This window comes from Flavobacterium beibuense F44-8, assembly GCF_000769915.1.
GTDB lineage: Bacteria > Bacteroidota > Bacteroidia > Flavobacteriales > Flavobacteriaceae > Flavobacterium > Flavobacterium beibuense.
Genome location: NZ_JRLV01000006.1, coordinates 20,649 through 40,246, shown reverse-complemented (window position 1 = coordinate 40,246; position 19,598 = coordinate 20,649). Strand labels below are relative to the sequence as shown.

22 protein-coding genes are annotated in these 19,598 nt (G+C 37.4%); 8 read left to right on the top strand and 14 right to left on the bottom strand.

Translation table 11 applies throughout. The annotated features are described in order from the left end of the window. Positions 1 to 51 precede the first annotated feature (51 nt). Positions 52 to 663 (top strand): IMPACT family protein, encoded by a 612-nt coding sequence (locus Q763_RS06330; RefSeq protein WP_035132344.1) that lies wholly within the window; start codon positions 52 to 54, stop codon positions 661 to 663. A 47-nt stretch (positions 664 to 710) separates the two neighbouring features. Here the strand turns inward: Q763_RS06330 and Q763_RS06325 are convergent, their stop codons facing one another. Continuing rightward, positions 711 to 1,118, bottom strand: a complete 408-nt coding sequence (locus Q763_RS06325) for an acyl-CoA thioesterase (RefSeq protein WP_035132341.1) — start codon at positions 1,116 to 1,118, stop codon at positions 711 to 713. Positions 1,119 to 1,308: 190 nt separating this feature from the next. Between Q763_RS06325 and dnaA the strand changes: the two genes are divergently transcribed. Genes dnaA through Q763_RS06310 form a run of 3 tightly spaced genes read left to right on the top strand, consistent with a single transcriptional unit; the run spans position 1,309 to position 3,919 of the window. Then, a complete protein-coding gene (dnaA, locus tag Q763_RS06320; protein ID WP_035132339.1) occupies positions 1,309 to 2,736 on the top strand; it encodes a chromosomal replication initiator protein DnaA in 1,428 nt (475 codons plus the stop codon). After that, a complete protein-coding gene (locus tag Q763_RS06315; protein ID WP_035132337.1) occupies positions 2,736 to 3,206 on the top strand; it encodes a low molecular weight protein-tyrosine-phosphatase in 471 nt (156 codons plus the stop codon). Before dnaA ends, Q763_RS06315 begins: the two co-directional genes overlap by 1 nt. Beyond that, a complete protein-coding gene (locus Q763_RS06310; protein ID WP_035132335.1) occupies positions 3,203 to 3,919 on the top strand; it encodes an SAM-dependent methyltransferase in 717 nt (238 codons plus the stop codon). The genes Q763_RS06315 and Q763_RS06310 overlap by 4 nt, the downstream gene beginning before the upstream one ends. Before the next feature lies 1 nt (position 3,920). Here Q763_RS06310 and Q763_RS06305 read toward each other — a convergent pair whose 3' ends face one another. The 5 genes from Q763_RS06305 to Q763_RS06285 all read right to left on the bottom strand — a co-directional run bounded on the left by Q763_RS06305 (position 3,921) and on the right by Q763_RS06285 (position 6,847). Continuing rightward, positions 3,921 to 4,403: a hypothetical protein gene (locus tag Q763_RS06305; RefSeq protein ID WP_035132333.1), complete on the bottom strand. Its 483-nt coding sequence runs from the start codon at positions 4,401 to 4,403 to the stop codon at positions 3,921 to 3,923. Between the two features lie 29 nt (positions 4,404 to 4,432). Next, positions 4,433 to 5,512 (bottom strand): ACR3 family arsenite efflux transporter, encoded by a 1,080-nt coding sequence (gene arsB / locus Q763_RS06300; protein ID WP_035132331.1) that lies wholly within the window; start codon positions 5,510 to 5,512, stop codon positions 4,433 to 4,435. Between the two features lie 98 nt (positions 5,513 to 5,610). Further along, positions 5,611 to 6,027, bottom strand: coding sequence for an arsenate reductase ArsC (locus tag Q763_RS06295; RefSeq protein ID WP_035132328.1), 417 nt, complete (start codon positions 6,025 to 6,027; stop codon positions 5,611 to 5,613). Positions 6,028 to 6,037: 10 nt separating this feature from the next. After that, a complete protein-coding gene (locus Q763_RS06290) occupies positions 6,038 to 6,499 on the bottom strand; it encodes a DUF6428 family protein (protein ID WP_035132663.1) in 462 nt (153 codons plus the stop codon). Positions 6,500 to 6,514: 15 nt separating this feature from the next. Beyond that, positions 6,515 to 6,847 (bottom strand): ArsR/SmtB family transcription factor, encoded by a 333-nt coding sequence (locus Q763_RS06285; protein WP_035132326.1) that lies wholly within the window; start codon positions 6,845 to 6,847, stop codon positions 6,515 to 6,517. A gap of 183 nt (positions 6,848 to 7,030) precedes the next feature. Between Q763_RS06285 and Q763_RS06280 the strand changes: the two genes are divergently transcribed. Then, a complete protein-coding gene (locus tag Q763_RS06280; protein ID WP_035132324.1) occupies positions 7,031 to 8,560 on the top strand; it encodes a SulP family inorganic anion transporter in 1,530 nt (509 codons plus the stop codon). Here Q763_RS06280 and Q763_RS06275 read toward each other — a convergent pair. Both Q763_RS06275 and Q763_RS06270 read right to left on the bottom strand, forming a co-directional pair. Beyond that, a complete protein-coding gene (locus Q763_RS06275; protein WP_035132321.1) occupies positions 8,557 to 9,627 on the bottom strand; it encodes an alanine racemase in 1,071 nt (356 codons plus the stop codon). The two genes, Q763_RS06280 and Q763_RS06275, sit on opposite strands and share 4 nt — an antisense overlap. Beyond that, positions 9,627 to 10,091 carry a GNAT family N-acetyltransferase gene (locus Q763_RS06270; protein ID WP_035132319.1) on the bottom strand — a complete coding sequence of 155 codons (465 nt, stop codon included), beginning with the start codon at positions 10,089 to 10,091 and terminating at the stop codon, positions 9,627 to 9,629. Before Q763_RS06270 ends, Q763_RS06275 begins: the two co-directional genes overlap by 1 nt. A gap of 143 nt (positions 10,092 to 10,234) precedes the next feature. On the opposite strand from Q763_RS06270, the gene nhaA reads away from it, so the two are divergent. After that, a complete protein-coding gene (nhaA, locus tag Q763_RS06265; protein ID WP_035132317.1) occupies positions 10,235 to 11,434 on the top strand; it encodes a Na+/H+ antiporter NhaA in 1,200 nt (399 codons plus the stop codon). Positions 11,435 to 11,487: 53 nt separating this feature from the next. Here nhaA and Q763_RS06260 read toward each other — a convergent pair whose 3' ends face one another. Together Q763_RS06260 and Q763_RS06255 are read right to left on the bottom strand one after the other, a co-directional pair. Next, positions 11,488 to 12,801 (bottom strand): TIGR00341 family protein, encoded by a 1,314-nt coding sequence (locus tag Q763_RS06260; RefSeq protein WP_035132315.1) that lies wholly within the window; start codon positions 12,799 to 12,801, stop codon positions 11,488 to 11,490. Between the two features lie 104 nt (positions 12,802 to 12,905). Further along, positions 12,906 to 14,048: an NAD(P)/FAD-dependent oxidoreductase gene (locus Q763_RS06255; RefSeq protein WP_035132314.1), complete on the bottom strand. Its 1,143-nt coding sequence runs from the start codon at positions 14,046 to 14,048 to the stop codon at positions 12,906 to 12,908. 208 nt (positions 14,049 to 14,256) lie between these two features. Between Q763_RS06255 and Q763_RS06250 the strand changes: the two genes are divergently transcribed. Beyond that, positions 14,257 to 14,685, top strand: a complete 429-nt coding sequence (locus Q763_RS06250; protein ID WP_035132313.1) for a hypothetical protein — start codon at positions 14,257 to 14,259, stop codon at positions 14,683 to 14,685. Between the two features lie 9 nt (positions 14,686 to 14,694). Here the strand turns inward: Q763_RS06250 and Q763_RS06245 are convergent, their stop codons facing one another. From Q763_RS06245 to dapF, 4 genes are all read right to left on the bottom strand, one after another. Then, positions 14,695 to 15,345, bottom strand: coding sequence for a hypothetical protein (locus Q763_RS06245; RefSeq protein ID WP_035132662.1), 651 nt, complete (start codon positions 15,343 to 15,345; stop codon positions 14,695 to 14,697). Positions 15,346 to 15,635: 290 nt separating this feature from the next. Then, positions 15,636 to 16,673: an endolytic transglycosylase MltG gene (mltG, locus tag Q763_RS06240; RefSeq protein WP_035132312.1), complete on the bottom strand. Its 1,038-nt coding sequence runs from the start codon at positions 16,671 to 16,673 to the stop codon at positions 15,636 to 15,638. A 10-nt stretch (positions 16,674 to 16,683) separates the two neighbouring features. Beyond that, the gene (locus Q763_RS06235; RefSeq protein WP_035132311.1) at positions 16,684 to 17,220 is read right to left on the bottom strand and encodes a GNAT family N-acetyltransferase; all 537 of its coding nucleotides are present in this window, start codon (positions 17,218 to 17,220) and stop codon (positions 16,684 to 16,686) included. Continuing rightward, the gene (gene dapF, locus Q763_RS06230; protein WP_035132310.1) at positions 17,214 to 17,996 is read right to left on the bottom strand and encodes a diaminopimelate epimerase; all 783 of its coding nucleotides are present in this window, start codon (positions 17,994 to 17,996) and stop codon (positions 17,214 to 17,216) included. Before dapF ends, Q763_RS06235 begins: the two co-directional genes overlap by 7 nt. A gap of 114 nt (positions 17,997 to 18,110) precedes the next feature. Between dapF and Q763_RS06225 the strand changes: the two genes are divergently transcribed. Next, positions 18,111 to 19,505 (top strand): trypsin-like peptidase domain-containing protein, encoded by a 1,395-nt coding sequence (locus Q763_RS06225; RefSeq protein ID WP_035132309.1) that lies wholly within the window; start codon positions 18,111 to 18,113, stop codon positions 19,503 to 19,505. The last annotated feature ends 93 nt before the right edge of the window (positions 19,506 to 19,598 follow it).

Here is a 19,598-nt window from a genome sequence, read left to right as displayed (position 1 = left end):
TTTGCAATTCCGTTTTATATAAAATACCTTTGCAGCCAATTAGCTAATCTCTTGGAAAAAGACACCTACAAAACACTCGCAGCCCCATCGGAAGAAACACTTTTCAAAGAAAAGAACAGTAAGTTCTTCGGTTATGCATTTCCCGTAACCAGTGAAGACGAGGTAAAATCCATACTGGAAAATATTAAAAAGCAACACCATTCGGCACGCCACTGGTGTTATGCCTTCCAGCTGGGCACCGACGAGAAAAAGCTATACTACCGTGCTAACGACGACGGCGAACCCAACAATAGTGCCGGCATGCCTATATACGGACAAATACAATCGTTTGATGTTACTAATGTACTGGTTATATCAGTAAGGTATTTTGGCGGAGTAAAACTTGGAGTAGGCGGACTCATAACAGCCTATCGTACTTCGGCACAAATGGCACTGGAAGCATCAGAGATAATAGAGAAAACAATTGATGTTCATTACCAAATTAAATTTGGCTACCATAATATGAACAAGGTTATGCGCGTTATTAAAGAAAAGAACCTTGACATAGTCGCTCAAAAAATGGAGATGGACTGTGAAGTAACGATAAGTACCCGAATGAAAAATGCCCCAATGGTATTTGAGGCATTTAAGAGTTTATTCGAGATAGAAATCAAAGAAGTATAACTTCCGTTTTGCAGTTTTTATGTAATTCAACAATCTGTTAAATTTAGTTAATTCTTAACTAATTCCATTTTCTCTGCAACATAGTCGGGAGGAGTAACAGGACGCCCTGTTTTCATGTCTACAAACACCAAAACTGAGTTGCCGGTTGTTAATAACTCACCTGCCTCATTCAGGATTTCGTAGTCAAATTCTATCTTCACAGACTCCTGTTTTTTGAAGATGGTACGAACTGTTAACAAATCATCATATCGGGCTGGTTTTTTGTAATTCATTAACAAGGAGACAACAGGTAACATAACACCGTTTTGCTCCATAAACTTATACGTAAGACCCAGATTTCTAAGCCATTCCACCCTACCCATTTCAAAGTATTGGGCGTAGTTACCGTGATAAACAACCCCCATCTGGTCGGTTTCAGCATATCTGACTCTTACACTAAATTCATGAATTTTCATATTTTTTTACTGTTAATTTTGTTTTAATTTTTATTTAAATTCGCTTACAATATTTTTTTAGAAAAATCAATATGCAAACCATTTTTTTTTAAAAAAAAATGTTCACATATTTGTTCTCCCGTAGAGGAGTAAAATTCTCTGTTTTTTCTTTTGCAAAACAACCAATATTAAACATTTAATTTTCAGATATATGACTAAAACTGCGCAATCGGTATGGGAGAACTGTCTGGCATTCATAAAAGACAATATTCAGGAGCAGGCTTACAAAACCTGGTTTGAGCCGATTAGAGCAGTAGAACTGGCTGATAATTCTCTATACATACAGGTACCCAGTAAATTCTTTTACGAATGGCTGGAAGAACACTATGTAAAACTGCTTAAGGTTGCCCTTACTAAAGAACTTGGAAATGGTGCAAAGTTACTCTATAAAATTAAAATGGAGAACACTTATGGCAACAAACAACCGTTCACAGAACAGTTACCAAGTGCTAACCGTATTCCTGTTAAACCACAGGAAGTAGATGTACCCTTACAAAACAAAAACCCGGAACTTAAAAACCCATTTGTTATACCGGGAATACGAAACGTAAAAATCGAATCTCAGCTTAACTCTAACTACAGCTTTGACAACTTTCTTGAAGGCGACTCAAACAGATTAGCACGCTCGGCAGGTATGGCTGTGGCTAACAAACCGGGAGGTACTTCATTCAACCCACTACTTATATTTGGTGGTGTAGGTTTGGGTAAAACCCACCTTGCACATGCTATTGGTGTGGAGATAAAAGAAAAATTCCCTGAGAAAACGGTTTTATACATTTCTGCAGAGATTTTCACACAACAGTATATAGACTCTGTTAAACGAAATACAAGAAACGACTTTATCCATTTTTATCAGTTAATAGATGTACTTATTATAGATGATGTACAGTTCTTATCAGGTAAAACAGGAACACAGGATGTTTTCTTCCACATATTTAACCACCTGCACCAAAACGGAAAACAGGTTATCCTTACTTCAGACAAGGCTCCTGTAGATATGCAGGATATTGAGCAAAGGCTTTTATCCCGTTTTAAATGGGGACTATCTGCCGAGCTTCATCAACCGGATTACGAAACAAGGATCTCTATCCTTAAAAACATACTATACCGTGACGGTGTGGAGATGCCGGAAGAAATTGTGGAATATGTTGCTAAAAACATCAAATCAAACGTTCGTGAACTTGAAGGCGCTATCATATCATTAATAGCACAATCATCTTTCAATAAACGCGAAGTAACCATCGACCTTGCAAAACAGGTAGTGGAAAAGTTTGTGAAGAATGTAAAACGAGAAATATCTATAGACTACATTCAAAAAGTAGTTTCAGATTATTTCCAGTTAGATATAGACACACTACAGTCAAAAACCAGAAAACGTCACGTAGTACAGGCACGTCAGTTAGCTATGTTCTTTGCTAAAAAGTTCACTAAGGCATCACTGGCAAATATCGGCTCTCAAATTGGAGACCGTGATCATGCCACTGTATTACACGCATGTAAAACAGTAGACAACCTGGTTTCTACCGACAAGCAATTCCGTAAATTTGTTGACGATATCAACAAAAAATTATCGATATAATGCCCGTTAAAGTTTTAATGGTTTGCCTGGGAAACATTTGCCGTTCTCCCTTGGCTGAAGGTATTTTACAATCTAAACTCCCGTCTGACAAATTCACGGTAGATTCTGCCGGAACAGGCGGATGGCATGTAGGCGAATTGCCGGACAAACGCTCTATAGCAACTGCCAGAGATCGCGGGCTGGATATTACCCACCAAAGGGCACGTCAGTTTAAAGTAAGCGACTTTACCGAGTTTGACCATATTTTTGTTATGGACACCTCTAACCTTAAAGATGTTTTAAAACTTGCCCCAAATGATAAGGCTAAAACCAAAGTAAGCCTTATGATGGACGCATTGCACCCCGGAGAAAGCATTAATGTGCCCGACCCATATTACGGAGGACCTGAAGGTTTTGATAATGTATATGATATGCTTAACGAAGCCTGCCAAATTGTAGCCAACAAACTTATTAACGATACCGCCCGATGAAAACAATAGGAAAACTATACCTGTTACCCGTACCTCTTGGCCCAGACGCCAATCCAAAAGAAGTGCTTCCGGAAACGGTAGAGCGATCTGTTGAATTTATCGACCATTATATTGTGGAAAACGAAAAAACGGCTCGCCGTTTTATCAAAGCCATACTACCTACTAAAAAACAACCCGAACTAAAGCTTTCACTACTCAACAAGCGCACCGAAGCTCATGAATATGACGACTTCCTAAAACCTTGTTTTGAAGGTTTTAACGTAGGATTAATGAGTGAAGCGGGATGCCCCGGTGTAGCCGATCCCGGCGCTGTAGTTGTTAAACTGGCACATGAAAAAGGAATACAGGTAGTACCGCTTGTTGGTCCGTCATCAATACTGCTTGCCATGATGGCATCGGGTATGAACGGACAAAGCTTTGCCTTTAATGGCTACCTCCCTATTGATAAAGGTGAAAAGAAAAATGCTCTTAAAAACTACGAAAGACTTTCTAACGAGAAAAGTCAGTCTCAGCTTTTTATAGAAACCCCATACAGAAACAATAAACTTATTGAAGACATACTGCAAATCCTGCAACCGTCTACTCATTTATGTATAGCCTGTGATATTACATTACCTACAGAATACATAAAAACAAAAACGGTAGCACAATGGAAAAAAGAAAAGCCCGACCTGCATAACAGACCGAGCATTTTTATAATTCATAAGTTTTAGACTAATAATCGTTTTCTTCCCTTCGTTTTTGTTCGGCAAGGATTAAATCCTCATCAACATCAAAAACATACTTATTTAGAACCGCAACTACGTCTTCAAACGAAAAACAGATGCTTATTTCTTTTTGGATTATATCGGCATCCTCATATTGGGTTATTATACCTTCATCATAATCTATACATCTTAAAACCTCTTCTTTAAGATCTTCAATATGATATTCACCCGCATATTCCCAAACCGGCTCCACTTCAAAATCAGGATTATATAAGGTATGCGCTACTACCCTGTTTACCAGTGTATCTTCAAAAAATTCTGATTTAAGGAAATAGCGCCATTTATTACCATCCTTATCATACAACAGGGAATGATTATCCTTTATAAGAAGTTCTGTAGCCGGAGCTTTTTTTAAATTCTCCTCTTCAGGAATCAAATCTACATGATAGGAGTCGTATATATCAACCAACGGAAATTCGGGTTTCTCCATAAATAAGATACTTTATCATAAAAATAAACTTATTTATTTAACGCAGAAACTCCAAAATATTTTTTCTTTATCCAAAAAGCTAAATTAACCAATGCTACAAGGGCTGGCACTTCTACCAACGGACCAATAACACCTGCAAAAGCCTGACCGCTGTTTATTCCAAATACTCCGATCGCTACTGCTATAGCCAACTCAAAGTTATTACCCGCGGCAGTAAATGAAATCGCAGCCGACTGACTGTAATCTGCCCCTGTTTTTTTAGCCACAAAAAAACTAACCACAAACATTATCACAAAGTATATAGATAACGGTATTGCTATTCGCAGCACATCCATCGGTATTTCAACAATAAGTTTACCTTTAAGACTAAACATTACCACTATGGTAAACAATAAAGCTATGAGGGTAAACGGAGATATAAACGGAATATATTTTTTAGTAAACCACTCTTCACCTTTCAGTTTAATTAACAGATAGCGTGATGCTATACCGGCCACAAACGGAATACCTAAATATATAGCAACACTTTCGGCTATATCACCCATGGTTACCGTAACCTCAAGCCCGGTTATACCAAAAAGCGGAGGTAAAAGTGTAATGAACACATAGGCATAAACACTATACAGCAATACCTGAAAAACACTGTTTAAAGCCACTAGCCCAGCAGCATATTCCCTGTTACCTTCAGCAAGTTCATTCCAAACTATCACCATGGCGATACAACGTGCAATTCCTATTAAAATAAGTCCCGACATATATTCCGGATAGCCTTTTAAAAATAAAATTGCCAGCACAAACATCACTATAGGCCCAATTACCCAGTTAAGCAAAAGGGATACCCCGAGTACTTTGGTATTCCTGAAAACCTTACCTATATTTTCATATTTAACTTTAGCCAATGGAGGATACATCATAACAATTAACCCCACAGCAAGCGGAATATTTGTTGTACCACTTGAAAACGAATTGATAAAACTCTCGGCATTAGGAGAAAAGTAACCTATAGCCACACCAAGAGCCATGGCAGTAAAAATCCAAAGCGTAAGGTAACGATCTAAAAAGCCCAGTTTTTTCCTTTCGGCAGCCGGAGCACAATTATTTACACTCATATATAAAATATTGCAGAATAATATTTCCTGCCTCTACCATTTGTAAACCCTAAACGACACTTAAAAGCTTACCGGCAAAGGACAGAAAATATTACTCTTTATATTGCCATCATTTTTATAAAATCTTCACAATAGGTTTTAATCATACCTCGCACCCTCCTGAACTCGGCAGCAATTTCCTCTTCAGGCCCCTCATACTTGGAAGGATCTGGGAAATTGTAATGAAAACGTTGTGCCTTGGATGGGAAAAACGGACAATTCTCCTTAGCATTATCACAAACCGTGATTATAAAATCAAAATCTATATCACTGTATTCGTTTACGTTATTAGAAGTATGTCCTGAAATATCAATACCATCCTCCTTCATAAAAGCAATAGCCTTTGGGTTTACACCATGAGTTTCAACACCGGCACTGTAAACCTCAGCCCTACCCTCAGCAAAATGTTTTAAATAACCATGTGCCATCTGGCTACGGCAGCTATTGCCCGTACACAACACTAAAATTTTTGTCATCTTATTTTAATTAACAGCAGCCGCCTCCCGGTGTACAGCAGGACTGCTCGTTTTTAACTTCTGTTTCTTTTTTCGTTTCAGTAATACCACAGGCATCTTCAGCAAGGCAGGCCGTATTTTTAACCGTAAGCACAAAGTCTTTTCCGTCAAAATCAAGTCCGTACTTATTAATAGTCACTCCCTGATATTCCACTTCAATCTCACTATCCTCCATACCCAGCACACGTTCAGACAGCGCTATTATATTACGTAGTTTCTTAGGTTTTAATCTATGCTCAAAATCGTTAGCATCCCATAACTGGAAATTAGCCCCAATCTCTTTCCTTACCGTTCCGCCACAGTCTATAAAATTGCGGGTTACAACTCCCACTTCTGTTACATGAAAATGTTCGGGCACATAGCTCCCGTCAGGCAAACGAAAATTTACCGTTTCTACTGTTTCCAGTATTGTTTTGATTTCAGACAACTTCATATCCATTCCTTTTAATTAACAACAATCAAATTTCTTTTTAGAAAGCGACACTGTAATATGATCAAAAAATGATTTTATTTTCTCAAAACCTTCCTCATCTATACAGTAGCAAATTGCCGTCCCTTCAATATTCCCCTTTATAAGTCCGGCATTTTTGAGTTCTTTTAAATGCTGAGATACCGTTGGCTGTGCCAATGGCAACACTCCCACTATATCCCCACATATACACGAATCAACCTTTAACAGGTATTCTATAATAGCAATACGCGCCGGATGCCCTAAAGCTTTTGCCAAAGAAGCAAGGTCATTTTGCCCCTTTGTAAACTGATCTGATTTAGTAGCTCCCATGTTATTATATTTATATATTGCAATATTACGATAAAATAAATTACAAAAACAATTTCAACGTTAATTTTTGATTAAGAAAATCATCATCACTACCCTATAAAAAGGGTTTACAAAAAAAGCCCTATTTTTGCGCCTTTTAAAACCGCAGCCTGCGCTAATCTATTAAAATACAACACTTTTAAAATGAACAAAGTTTTCAACCTGTTTGATTTTTCCCAAAAAGTAAATTATAAAAACGAAATCCTTGCCGGACTTACAGTTGCCATGACCATGATACCCGAATCGCTTTCATTTGCGATACTGGCAGGCTTCCCCCCTCTTGTAGGACTGTATGCTGCCTTTATTATGGGGCTTATCACATCGGTTTTTGGCGGACGTCCGGGGCTGGTATCGGGTGGTGCAGGCGCAACAGTAGTGGTACTTATTGCCCTTATGCAGTCGCACGGCATTGAATATGTTTTTGGAGCTGTCGCTCTTGCCGGAGTATTACAAATAGCTGTAGGACTTTTTAAATTAGGAAAGTTTATACGACTGGTACCACAACCTGTTATGTATGGTTTTGTAAACGGACTTGCAGTTATAATTTTCATGTCACAATTGGAACAGTTTAAAAACGGAGAAAGCTGGCTTAACGGTACTCCGCTTTTTATTATGGGTGCACTTGTAGCGCTTACCATTGCTGTAGTGGTACTGTTCCCTAAAATCACTAAAGCTGTACCGGCATCTCTTGCTGCAATTATAGTAGTATTCTTAGTAGTTATAGGCTTTGGTATTGAAACAAAAACCGTTGAAGATATTGCATCGGTTCAGGGAGGTTTCCCTCCATTCCACATACCGGAAATACCATTTACCTTTGAAGCTCTAAAAATAATATTCCCTTACTCACTTATTATGGCAGCCGTAGGCCTTACCGAAGGTTTACTTACCCTTAATCTGGTAGACGAGATTACCAAAACAAGAGGAAACAGCAACAGGGAATGTTTGGCACAGGGAGCTGCAAATATTACTAACGGATTCTTTTTCGGGATGGGCGGATGCCCTATGATTGCTCAAACACTGGTTAACCTTTCGGCAGGATCAAGAGCCCGATTATCCGGAATTATAGCATCATTAACTATATTAGCCATTATACTTGTTGGCGCACCTGTTATTGGTAAATTACCAATGGCAGCACTTACGGGAGTAATGATTATGGTCGCAATAGGTACTTTTGAATGGGCAAGCTTTAGCATCATAAACAAAATGCCGAAATCAGATATTATTACAGGTATACTGGTAGCCCTCATTACCATTTTTATGCATAACCTTGCGCTTGCCGTATTGATAGGAGTTATTATATCGGCACTCGTATTTGCATGGGAAAGTGCCAAGCGCATACGCGCAAGGCACTATATAGATGAAAATGGCATTAAACATTATGAAATTTACGGACCGCTTTTCTTTGGCTCCACAACCGTGTTTGCCGAAAAGTTTAATATAGATACCGATCCGCAGGAAGTGATCATCGACTTTAAGGAAAGTCGTGTGTCAGACATGTCGGCTATAGAAGCTCTTAACGGCATCACTAAAAAATATCATGAAGCAGGAAAAACCGTTCATTTAAGACACCTTAGTGAAGACTGCAAAAGACTATTAAAAAATGCCGAAGCCGTTATTGATGTAAACATTATGGAAGATCCTACTTATAAAGTAGTGACCAATATCCACAGTTAAACAATACGCTTTTCAATATACTTAGAGTTCATTATGCGCACTATACCCATGTAGTCCATAGTGAACTCTACTAAATCTCCCACTTTATATCCTTTAGGGTTATCTCCTAAATCAAGTACTACCATATCAGACGTGGCACCGGCATATTTAATATCAGTATCAGTAGTATCAAGATGCTTCATATCTATATCCAGGAGCCCTATATCAATAATAGCACGTATTGAGGTCTTACCCTGATTATTTTCGTCAAAATCAAAAGTATCCCCTTCAAGGTTGGTTCCCATTTCTCCACTTGGAATCATCGGTTTTTCATACAGTTCGATAACTTCGGCATAAAGCTTAAAGATATCATTCTCCATATTATCAAGCTTCTCGCCGTTATATACATCTGTACCCATAAATAAGGTTTCCCCTACCCTGAAGTGATTTATTCCTACCGGAATAAGTCCCTGCTTAACCAACGGTATGGTCACCGAAGATCCTCCCGAAATAAACGGAATGTTCACATTAAACTTAATATCTACCAATTGCTTGTAAAGGCTTAACTGAATAAGTTTATCATTATTAGGAAGAACCCCATACAGGCAGGACAGGTTTGTACCAAGCCCTATAATCTCAATATTCTTCATTTGGAAAACCTGAGAGTAGAAATCTACAAAATCTTCCCGCATTACTCCCTCACGCAGTTCTCCCAAATCAATCATTATAATAATTTTATGGGTAACGCCCTGCTTTTGAGCCTCTTTAGAAAGCATTTCAATAGTCCTGAAATCAGTATTCATACTGATATCTGCATATTTAATTACATCTTTAATCGCTCCTTTTGCAGGAGGTTTAATGTAAATAGTCTCTACATTCTTATCAATCGCCTTGATTGTTTTAAGATTGCTTATTCTGGAATCAGAATACTGACTGATTCCCATTTTAAGCAGTTCGGTAAGATAGTCCTTGTTACCACATAGTATTTTTGTAACAACCGACCAGTATATGTTGTTTTCTTTAAAAAACGAGTTTAAGTAGTTAAAGTTCTTTTTTAATTTTTTTGTATCGAGTGTTATAAAAGCCATTAGATTGTTTTTTTGTACCTCATTTCAAGATACTTATTTGTAAATCCAAGATTCTCATAAAGTTTTTTCGCAGGATTATCGGGTTCAACATGCAGTGCTACATCTCCTTTACTGGATTCAAGAGCCTCCTGCATTAGTTTCTTACCAATACCTTTACCTCTCTGGTTTGGATCTGTTGCGATGTATACCAAAATATTTTCGGGTATATAACTGCCCATTCCAGTTTCATTAATCACCACAGCACCTACTACAGCGTTGTTTTCTTCAAGCCTGGCTGTAAGCACAAGTCCGCCTGTGGTTTTGTCCTTCTCATTATTCTTATTTAAAGCATAATTAACTGCTTTATTAATATCATCCTCAGGGTCTCCATACTGTTCTAGGCTTTTGTACAAAAAGTTAACAACTTCTTTTTGCAATTCATCATTCATAGATTCATTTGGATGATATTTTTGAATTTTTATCATTCTTTTTTGTTTAAAATTAGAAAAAACGCAAGATAACCCTTTAAAAAACCAATTAAAAACTATTCCTGTTAAAATATGTTAATATTGGTTTTTATAACCCATAAATTACCCGCAAAAATTCAACGATTTTGTATTTTTGCAATATGGCAAAACTCATTAACCTAAAGACATTTAAAGAATTTTTTAATTCTTCATCAGGAGGGGGTATTATCCTCCTTATTTGTGTAGTAATATCACTGGCAATCGCAAACAGTCCATTAGCATGGAGCTTTGAAAAATTCCTGCACGCTGTAGTAGGATTTAAAACCGAAAGTATAGATTTAGAATTCTCGGTTATCCACTGGATTAACGACGGACTTATGGCTATATTCTTCCTTTTGGTAGGACTTGAAATTAAAAGGGAAATTATCGAGGGAGAACTTTCCTCCATCCGTCATGCCTCATTACCTGTGCTTGCAGCCATTGGAGGTGTAGTTGTACCGGCAACAATATATTCGTTATTTAACGGTGGCACTCCTGCAGTACACGGATGGGGTATCCCTATGGCTACCGATATTGCTTTTGCTTTAGGTATTGTTTCGTTACTTGGAGATAAAGTACCAAGCGGATTAAAAGTTTTCCTTGCTGCTCTTGCAATTGTAGACGACCTTATGGCTATCCTGGTTATAGCAATTTTCTACACCTCTAACCTACACTTAGACTACCTTATATATGCTGCCGGTGTTTATGCTATAATGATAGGCTTTAACCGCATGCGACTAAACAATATATTTTTCTATATAATACCGGGTATGGTAATGTGGTACCTAATACACCACTCGGGCATCCATGCAACTATTGCAGGTGTTCTTACAGCATTAACACTACCTACTACTCCTGATGATAAAGAGTCTCCGCTTGAAAAACTGGAGCATGCACTGGCTAAGCCTGTAAACTTTTTGATCATGCCTATTTTTGCCATCGCCAACACTAACATCACTTTTGTTGACGGAATGGTAGAAGGACTTACAGGCAATGTAGGTTTAGGTATTGTATTAGGACTGTTTTTAGGTAAGCCAATAGGTATTTTCCTTATGTCATTCCTATCGGTTAAGGCTAAGATTGCCGAACTCCCTGAAAAAACAACCTGGACGCATGTACTGGGACTTGGAATGCTGGGAGGTATTGGTTTCACCATGTCCATATTCATTGCCCTACTATCGTTTAAAGATAGTATACCGCTGCAAACCGAAGCTAAGTTTGCCGTACTGGTTGCATCTGTGTGCTCTGGTATAATTGGATTTACATTACTTAACTTCTACAGTAAAAAGAAAAAGAAAGAGGTTATTCCTCAACAGGCATAAATAAAAAAGGAGAGTTTAAAACTCTCCTTTTTTATTTCTTTATTTATTATTTCTTATTTCTTCCTGAATATCTCAACATTCTTAACCGATAACCGTTCGTTTAACCAGTTTCTGAGTTTTACTTTCTCTTCATCACTCAAATCTTCTTCAGGTGTTTCATACAATACAGCTGTAATCCCTACAATACTGTCTTTTGCTGTAGCCATATCATGGTGCGAAACCGAGAACGACTTAATATTAGGAAACAGTGATTTAGCCTCTCTTAAAAATCTTTTGTTATCAAAGGTATTGGCCGCGAGTTGTTTCTCCAACTGAACAATTTTTAAATCCTTTTGGCTCACCTCGTTTTCATTACTCTTAATCTGTTTAAGAATATCTCCTTTAATAGCATTAAACCTATCGGTACTATCCTGCCTTATAATAAGCTGTGTTCCTTTTATATATTTATTATTATCAATCCTTTCCTGTAAGCCAGTTATTTCTTTCTTTTCAAATCTTTTGTCCAAAAATGCCAACTCCAGTTTTTTCGGTGTAGTGCTAAATCGGGTTTTTTTATAAACAACAGTATACCCTCTGTCGGTAAATTCGTTTTCAATAAAATTATCGATACTCTTTTTAAACTGCTGTTCCATATATAAAGAGTAAGCCAGATAACTTGCCGGAAGAAGCATCACAAAAGTTAATACAGATATCATAACTTTCACCCTTTTTTGCTGCTTTTCGTCAACCTGTTTCTTAGGCTGATACTTCAGATATTTGATAATGGAAAAAGTAGCAATACCAATAAACACACAATTTATACAGTACAAGTAAAAAGCCCCCAGAAAAAATGACCACTGAAAAGTTGCTATACCATATCCCGCTGTACACAATGGCGGCATTAAGGCTGTTGCGATTGCCACACCCGGTATCGGGTTACCTTTCTCTACCCTGGTTACCGCTATCACCCCTACTAAACCACCAAAAAAGGCAATTATAATATCGTAAATGGTAGGTGCTGTTCTTGCTAAAAGTTCCGACTGTCCGTCTTTAAAAGGAGTTATCAAAAAATATATAGCCGAGAACACCAAACCTACTGCTGTAGCATTTAATAGATTTCGTAATGATTTTTTGAGAAGCGTAAAATCATAAACCCCAAGTGCAAAACCAGCCCCTACTATAGGACCCATTAGCGGAGATATTAACATGGCTCCAATCACCACAGCTGTAGAGTTTACATTTAACCCCACCGAAGCTATAATAATAGCACAGGCTAAAATCCAGAGATTTGCACCCTTAAACTCAATACTCTTTTTAACACTCTCAAGGATTTTCTCCCTATTGTCTTCCCCTTCATGGAGATTTAGGATAGCTGCTATTCTTCTCATTAATTATAGTTAGTTTTTGCTAAAAGTAAAATAACCATTACTTATATCATGGATAAATAATGGTTATTGCAATTTATTACTTTTATAAGATAAAATCAGGCTATTTATGAAAAAAGCATTCCTTTAATTCTTCTGCTTAAAGTCTGCATTATATCTGTAGGGTAAGATCTTTTACCCATAAACACATCAGTCATAGCTTCAAAGGATCTTTGCCCGTATTTTTTCATAAAAAGATTCCTTATTTTAGGCTGACTGTATAAAAACTTAGAAAGCATTAAACCCGTTTTTATTTCAGGTAACATTTTCTCATTCAGTTTTGCCAAATAAAGCCCTTCGGCCGCTTTAACATCCTGCTTGCTTTCTATTATAGCCTCGGCAGCAAGCAACCCACTGTATATGGAATTGGAAATACCTTCGGCCGTAACCGGATCAGCAAAACCTGCAGCATCACCTACTAAAAACACATTATTCTTTACAAACCCATCTGTTCTTGGCGATACGGGTATTTGAAAACCATGTTGGGATTCTGCAATCACATGCTCTATACCTAAAGTTACAAGATAATCCTTATAGGACTGCTTTAGGTTTATTTTTGTTCTTTTACTGGAAGCTACTCCAATAGATAAATGATTTTTTTTAGGAAAACTCCAGGCGTACCCTCCCGGAATAGCATCAATATCAAATCGTACAACCCCCGAAAGTCTTTCAAAGTCAGCCTCAGAAACCTCTACCTCATACTCCAGGGCCGGTATTAAATCTCTTGTATCTTTATCCCAGCCTGCCATTTTTGCCGTAGGACTCAAAGCACCATCGGCTGCAATAACAAAACGTGTACTAATTTCTTCTCCTGTAGTAGATAAAACCACCTTATCATCTTCGTTTCTTAACCCGGTAAGCTTACAGTTATCAATAACTATCCCTCCTTTTTCTGTTACTTTTTTTACAAGAAACTCATCAAAAGTATCACGCATTACCATACTTATAACTGGTTCATCTCTATTAGTTATAAGATGAAATTCATCACCAATTAGAATATCTACCTGAGAGAACTCTTTTTCTACCACCTCACTAATATCAAATGGCAGCATTTTACGCCCTCTGTACACAAAACCTCCTCCACAGGTTTTATATCGTGGCAATTTTTCCTTTTCAATAATAGCTACCGATATTCCTTTTTCAGCAAGTTTAAACGCAGCTCCGGCTCCCGCAGGCCCGCTACCTATTACTACAACATCAAAGTGTTTCATCTATATGAAGTTTCTGTAAGTTTAATCTTAATTTAAATATAAAATTATTACTTTTATTTTTTGGTAAAAATACCAACTATATTGTAGAAAAATGATATCATTTTGAATAGTTATTTAACTTTTTAAAAAAATATCTGAAATTTAAATATTAATTAGCTCTTAAAAAAATTTGTTTTATTATATTAGCAACTGCTAACCAGTAAGTTATATGAACACCCCACTTGAAATAGTAGCAGGAGCTCTGCTCCTAATGGTTTTCCTCATATACATCATAAATAAAATACCGATGTATAGAGAGGAAAGACTTGCACTGCTCAACAAATACAGGAAAACCCAAAACACTTTTCTTAAAGTACAGGATTCCTTAAGCGATTACATACTAACGCATGACGCTATTGAAGAGCCTATACTTCCCGGCATTAGCTGTGGCGAGTACCTACACCAAATGAAGAAAGAATATTCCCAAAACCTTTCAAAACCCTTATTGCTTAAAATAAGAAGGTGTAACAACAGGAGAGTTATAAACAAAATCAACTCCATGCTAAATGAACAGAGTAACAAGATTAAAAGAACTAACGACTTAATAAGTGAGTTGCAAAAAAAAAGCTCTGATAACTCAGAGCTTTGTGTAGTGTAATTTTACTTTTTAATCCAGTTTTACTTTAGGGTTTGGATTTGCAATAATGTTTGAGGTATCATAACCTCCAAACTTTTTCATGTAGCTTCTTAACGAAGTTCCAAAACCATCTTTAAAACCTTTTGTACCGTTACTTCTAAGGTATTTTTTAACCGATCCTGCCCCTCCTAAGTGAGCTGCGGCAAGCAATCCTGATTCGGTAATTTTAACCCCGTTGATTACTTTTCCTTCGTAACGTTTAATCTCTTTTCTCAACTCCCATTTATTTTTAGAAAGCAATGCTTTAAAAGCTCGTTCCTGTAATTGGGGGCTGTTCAAGAACTTTTTAGCATCTTTTATTCCTACAGCTCTAAGGGCACTTTTACCAAACTGGTATTTTCCCATATAGCCGTAAGGATTTACTAATTTATAAAGTCCTTGCGACTCTTTAATGGCTATCGCCTGTTTAAAGCCAATGTATGACTTCCCTGTGAATGGAAAGTTATAACTTATCTTGGCTGTCTCATCAACCGTTGGCACGGTATAGTTAGTAATTTCATCTTCGGCAAGGTGAAAACCTTCTATTCTGCCAAATTGTTTTGCATCGTTAGTTTTGAATCCAGAACTTACTACTGCAATAAAAAGGGATAACCCTAAAAAATAACTCCATTTTTTTATCATAAATGTTGATTTCTCACAGCCTGTCACCCCGTGAAATTTCTCGCCGGCAAAGATAACAAAAATTATTAGATTGATTTACAATAATTTAACTCTTCGCTTTAAATTTAACACTAGATTAGCAGGTTTGATTAAGACAGAATTTTCTGTAATACCTGCAAACACTGGTGTTGCGGAAAAACCATACCAAACTGCTCTTAAGAGAATATTTTTTTGATTTTTTAATAATAATTAACCCCGAAAACGTTTTACTGCTTTCGGGGTTTTATGTTTTAAAATTGGTAAATGTATCCTTATTTAATTCCCATTTTGTTTACCCATGCCACATATTTTTGTCTGTTTTTAGCATGTTGAGCCCCTGTAACGGCAAACTCATGATAACCAAAATTGGTTACACTGGCACAAAAATAAATGTAATTATGCTGTTCCGGGTTGAGTACCGCATCTATAGCAGATATATCGGGCATAGCAATAGGCCCCGGTGGTATACCGGCATACATATAGGTATTATATGGTGAATCGGTTTCAAGATGTTTAAAATATACACGTTTAATAACCTGTTCATAATCACCCGATTCCCTTTTTACCGCATAAATAACCGTAGGATCGGCCTCCAGTTTCATTCCTTTTTTTAATCTGTTAAGGTATACGCCTGCTACCCTTGGCCTTTCATCTGCCTTTACAGTTTCTTTATGTACTATTGAAGCCAGCGCCGAAACTTCAAGTGGAGTAAGACCTAAAGCCTCTGCTTTTGCAAGTCTTTCTTTATTCCAAAACTTTCTGTATTCCTTTGCCATCCTTTCACGAAACTTGTTCGGACTAACATCCCAAAAGAATTCGTAGGTATTAGGGATAAACATACTCAATACATTGTCTTCATTAAAACCGTTATCGGCTAAAAACTTCTTATCGGTAAAGGCTGTATACAAAGAAATACTGTCAGGCTCTATCTGTTGCGCTATTCTGCCTGCCACATCAGCAAATGTTTCCTGATTGTTAAATGATAGTTTTACAGGAACAGGCTGGCGTAATGAGTTTATAATCTCATTACTGTTCATACCTCTTCTGAAAAAAAACTTACCCGCTTTAACATTCCTTACATACGACTTCTTTTCGGCAACCATCCTAAAACGCTCCATATCTTCAATATAAGGTTTTACAAGTTCCTCAACCTCTTCATAAGTAGAATTGGTTGGCACATATATCGCTACGCTGTTTTCGGAAAAAGCAGTATTAGGCGAAAAAATATCTTTGTAAATAGAATAGGCATATATACTGGCAGCAGTAACAGCCACAAGGGAGAATATCCCTATTATTTTTCTTAGTTTCAATTTAAATAGCTTATAATTGTTTGTTGTTTATTAACTGATAAAGAGCTTCGTCCTTATACTGGCCATGTATTTTGTTCCAGTCTTTTTTAACCCCTATCTGTTTGAAGCCAAAATTAGTAAAAAGAGAAATACTTGCCGTATTATCTGTACCAATATTTGCATACAACTGATGCAATTGCAATTTAGTGAGTGCATAGTTAATGAGTAAGCCTAAAGCTTCCTTACCCACACCTTTATTTCGGTTTACGGCATCGCGTATTATAATACCTATACCCGCCCTTTGGTTTACCGGGTCAAAATCAAATAAATCTATAAGTCCTAAAGCAGTAAAACCATCCTTCTCGCAAATGGCAAGCCTTAACTGTTTTGCCTCATAAATATCCTGATGAGCATTTTCAAGATACTGACGTATTAAAAAACGACTGTATGGGGTTTGGGTATTACTTACTTCCCAAATTTCTTCATTATTCTCAATACTATATATAAACTCAAGATCCTCTGGTTCAAGAGCCCTTAAAAATACCGTATCTCCCTGAAGTGTTACCATTCTATCTCTCCTTTAAATACAAATGTTGCAGGCCCTGTAAGAAACACATCACTAAAATGATCTCCCTCGTGCTTAAACGAAACCTTAAGCTCACCTCCTTCGGTATTAAGAGTTATTTCATTTGCACTGGTTTTCCCTGTTACATTCATAGCTATTGCTACTGCTGTTACTCCGGTTCCGCAAGATAGTGTTTCGTCTTCCACTCCTCTTTCGTAAGTACGAACATCAAAAGTGTTTTCTCCGGCCGGACTAACAAAGTTTACGTTAGATCCCTTATCGCCATAAAGTCCGCTGTAACGAATGGATGAACCTACTTTCTTCACATCAAAAGTATCAAGCCCTTCTACAATTTCCACATGGTGTGGCGATCCTGTATCCATAAATACATAATGCTCATATACCGATACCGAATTAACATCCTTCATTTGCAACGAAACAATACCTTCATCATTCACCGTTGCATAATGCGGGCCATCGGTCGCTATAAAATTAGTTTCATTGTCAATTACACCCAGCATTTTTGCAAATGCTACCAGACACCTTCCGCCATTACCGCACATAGAGCTTTCATTTCCGTCAGAGTTATAGTACACCATACGAAAATCAACATCTTTATCGTTCTCTAGTAAAATGAGACCATCAGCTCCAATGCCAAATTTGCGGTCGCATAGTCTGGCAACGAGTTTGGTATCATTTTTGGGAAATAAATTATTGCGATTATCAATCATCACAAAGTCGTTACCGGTCCCTTGGTATTTGTAAAAGGTGTATTGCATTTTTACAGGTATTTTGACAAAAATACGAATATTAACGACAACAGGAAAGGCTGATTCTCGCTTATATAACACAATAAATTTTTACCACAAAAATTAAAAAAACTGTTAAGGATTATGAAAAGAATTTCAGGTTTATTCCTTGTGGCACTTTTAAGCGGTGCCATGACCTTAGGAGCTTACAAACTGGTATTTGAAGAAAATACACTGGTTGGTTCTGAATTATCTGTAGCTCCTTCGCAAACAAATTTTGCTAAAAATGTTAATTACCTGCCGGAAACAGGCGACTTTACCGCTGCGGCAGACAAAGCTGTACACACCGTTGTTCACGTCAAGAACGTTTCTTACAGCACTGCTCCGTCTAACCCATATAGTTATTTCTTTGGCTACGGACAAAGAGAACCACAGCCACAGGTAGGTACCGGATCGGGCGTTATTATTACAGAAGACGGTTATATTGTAACTAATAACCACGTAGTTCAAAATGCCAGCGAACTTGAGGTAACATTAAATAACAATAAGGCATACAAGGCTAAGTTGGTAGGAACCGACTCTAATATGGATATTGCCCTACTTAAAATCGATGCCGGCGAGAAACTGCCTTTTGCCACTTTTGGCAATTCAGATGATATTAAAGTTGGCGAATGGGTATTGGCTGTAGGTAACCCGTACAACCTTACCTCTACCGTTACTGCCGGTATTGTTTCGGCTAAGGCACGTAACCTTAGTAACGATGGCATACAGTCGTTTATCCAAACCGATGCTGCCGTAAACCCGGGTAATAGTGGCGGTGCACTGGTAAATACCAGAGGAGAGCTTGTAGGTATCAATACCATGATCTCGTCAATGACAGGATCGTATGTAGGATATTCTTTCGCTGTACCTTCAAACATTACCCGAAAGATTATTGAAGACATTATGGAGTACGGCAATGTACAACGTGGTGTGCTGGGTGTAAAAGGAGGCGAACTGAACAGCTATGCTTCAAAAGAGCTTGGTGTTAGCGAAACACAAGGCTTTTACATTAATGATGTTATTAAAGATTCGGGCGCTGATAAGGCCGGACTTAAAAAAGGTGATATTATTGTAGAGGTAGATAACCGCACCATTAACAGCTTTGCTGATTTAAACAACGCTATAGGAACCAAACGACCAAATGACGTGGTTAATGTAGGCATTCACCGTGACGGGGAGCTACTTACTCTTCCGGTTAAGCTTTCTAAAAACGACATCAACACCTTTAAATACAATGGTCTTGAACTGGAAGATATAAGCAGTGGCGAAAAACAGCAGTATAAAATAAACTATGGCGTTAAGGTTAAGGAAATTAATGACGAAAGCCTTATGCCATATTACAACGAACTTAAAGACGGAATCATTTTAAGCATTGGTAACTACAAAGCAAAAGATATTGAAACCGTTTCTAAAATTCTTTCTTCTAAAAAAGCGAACGAAAGAGTTCGTGTAGAAATGATTACTAAAAGTGGTGAACTGGTTAGATTCTTAATTTGACCATTACTCTCGTAAATAAACATAAGCCTCTGTAAAAACAGAGGCTTTTTTTATTTACTTAAATACAACCCTCACATAACACTAATCAAACAC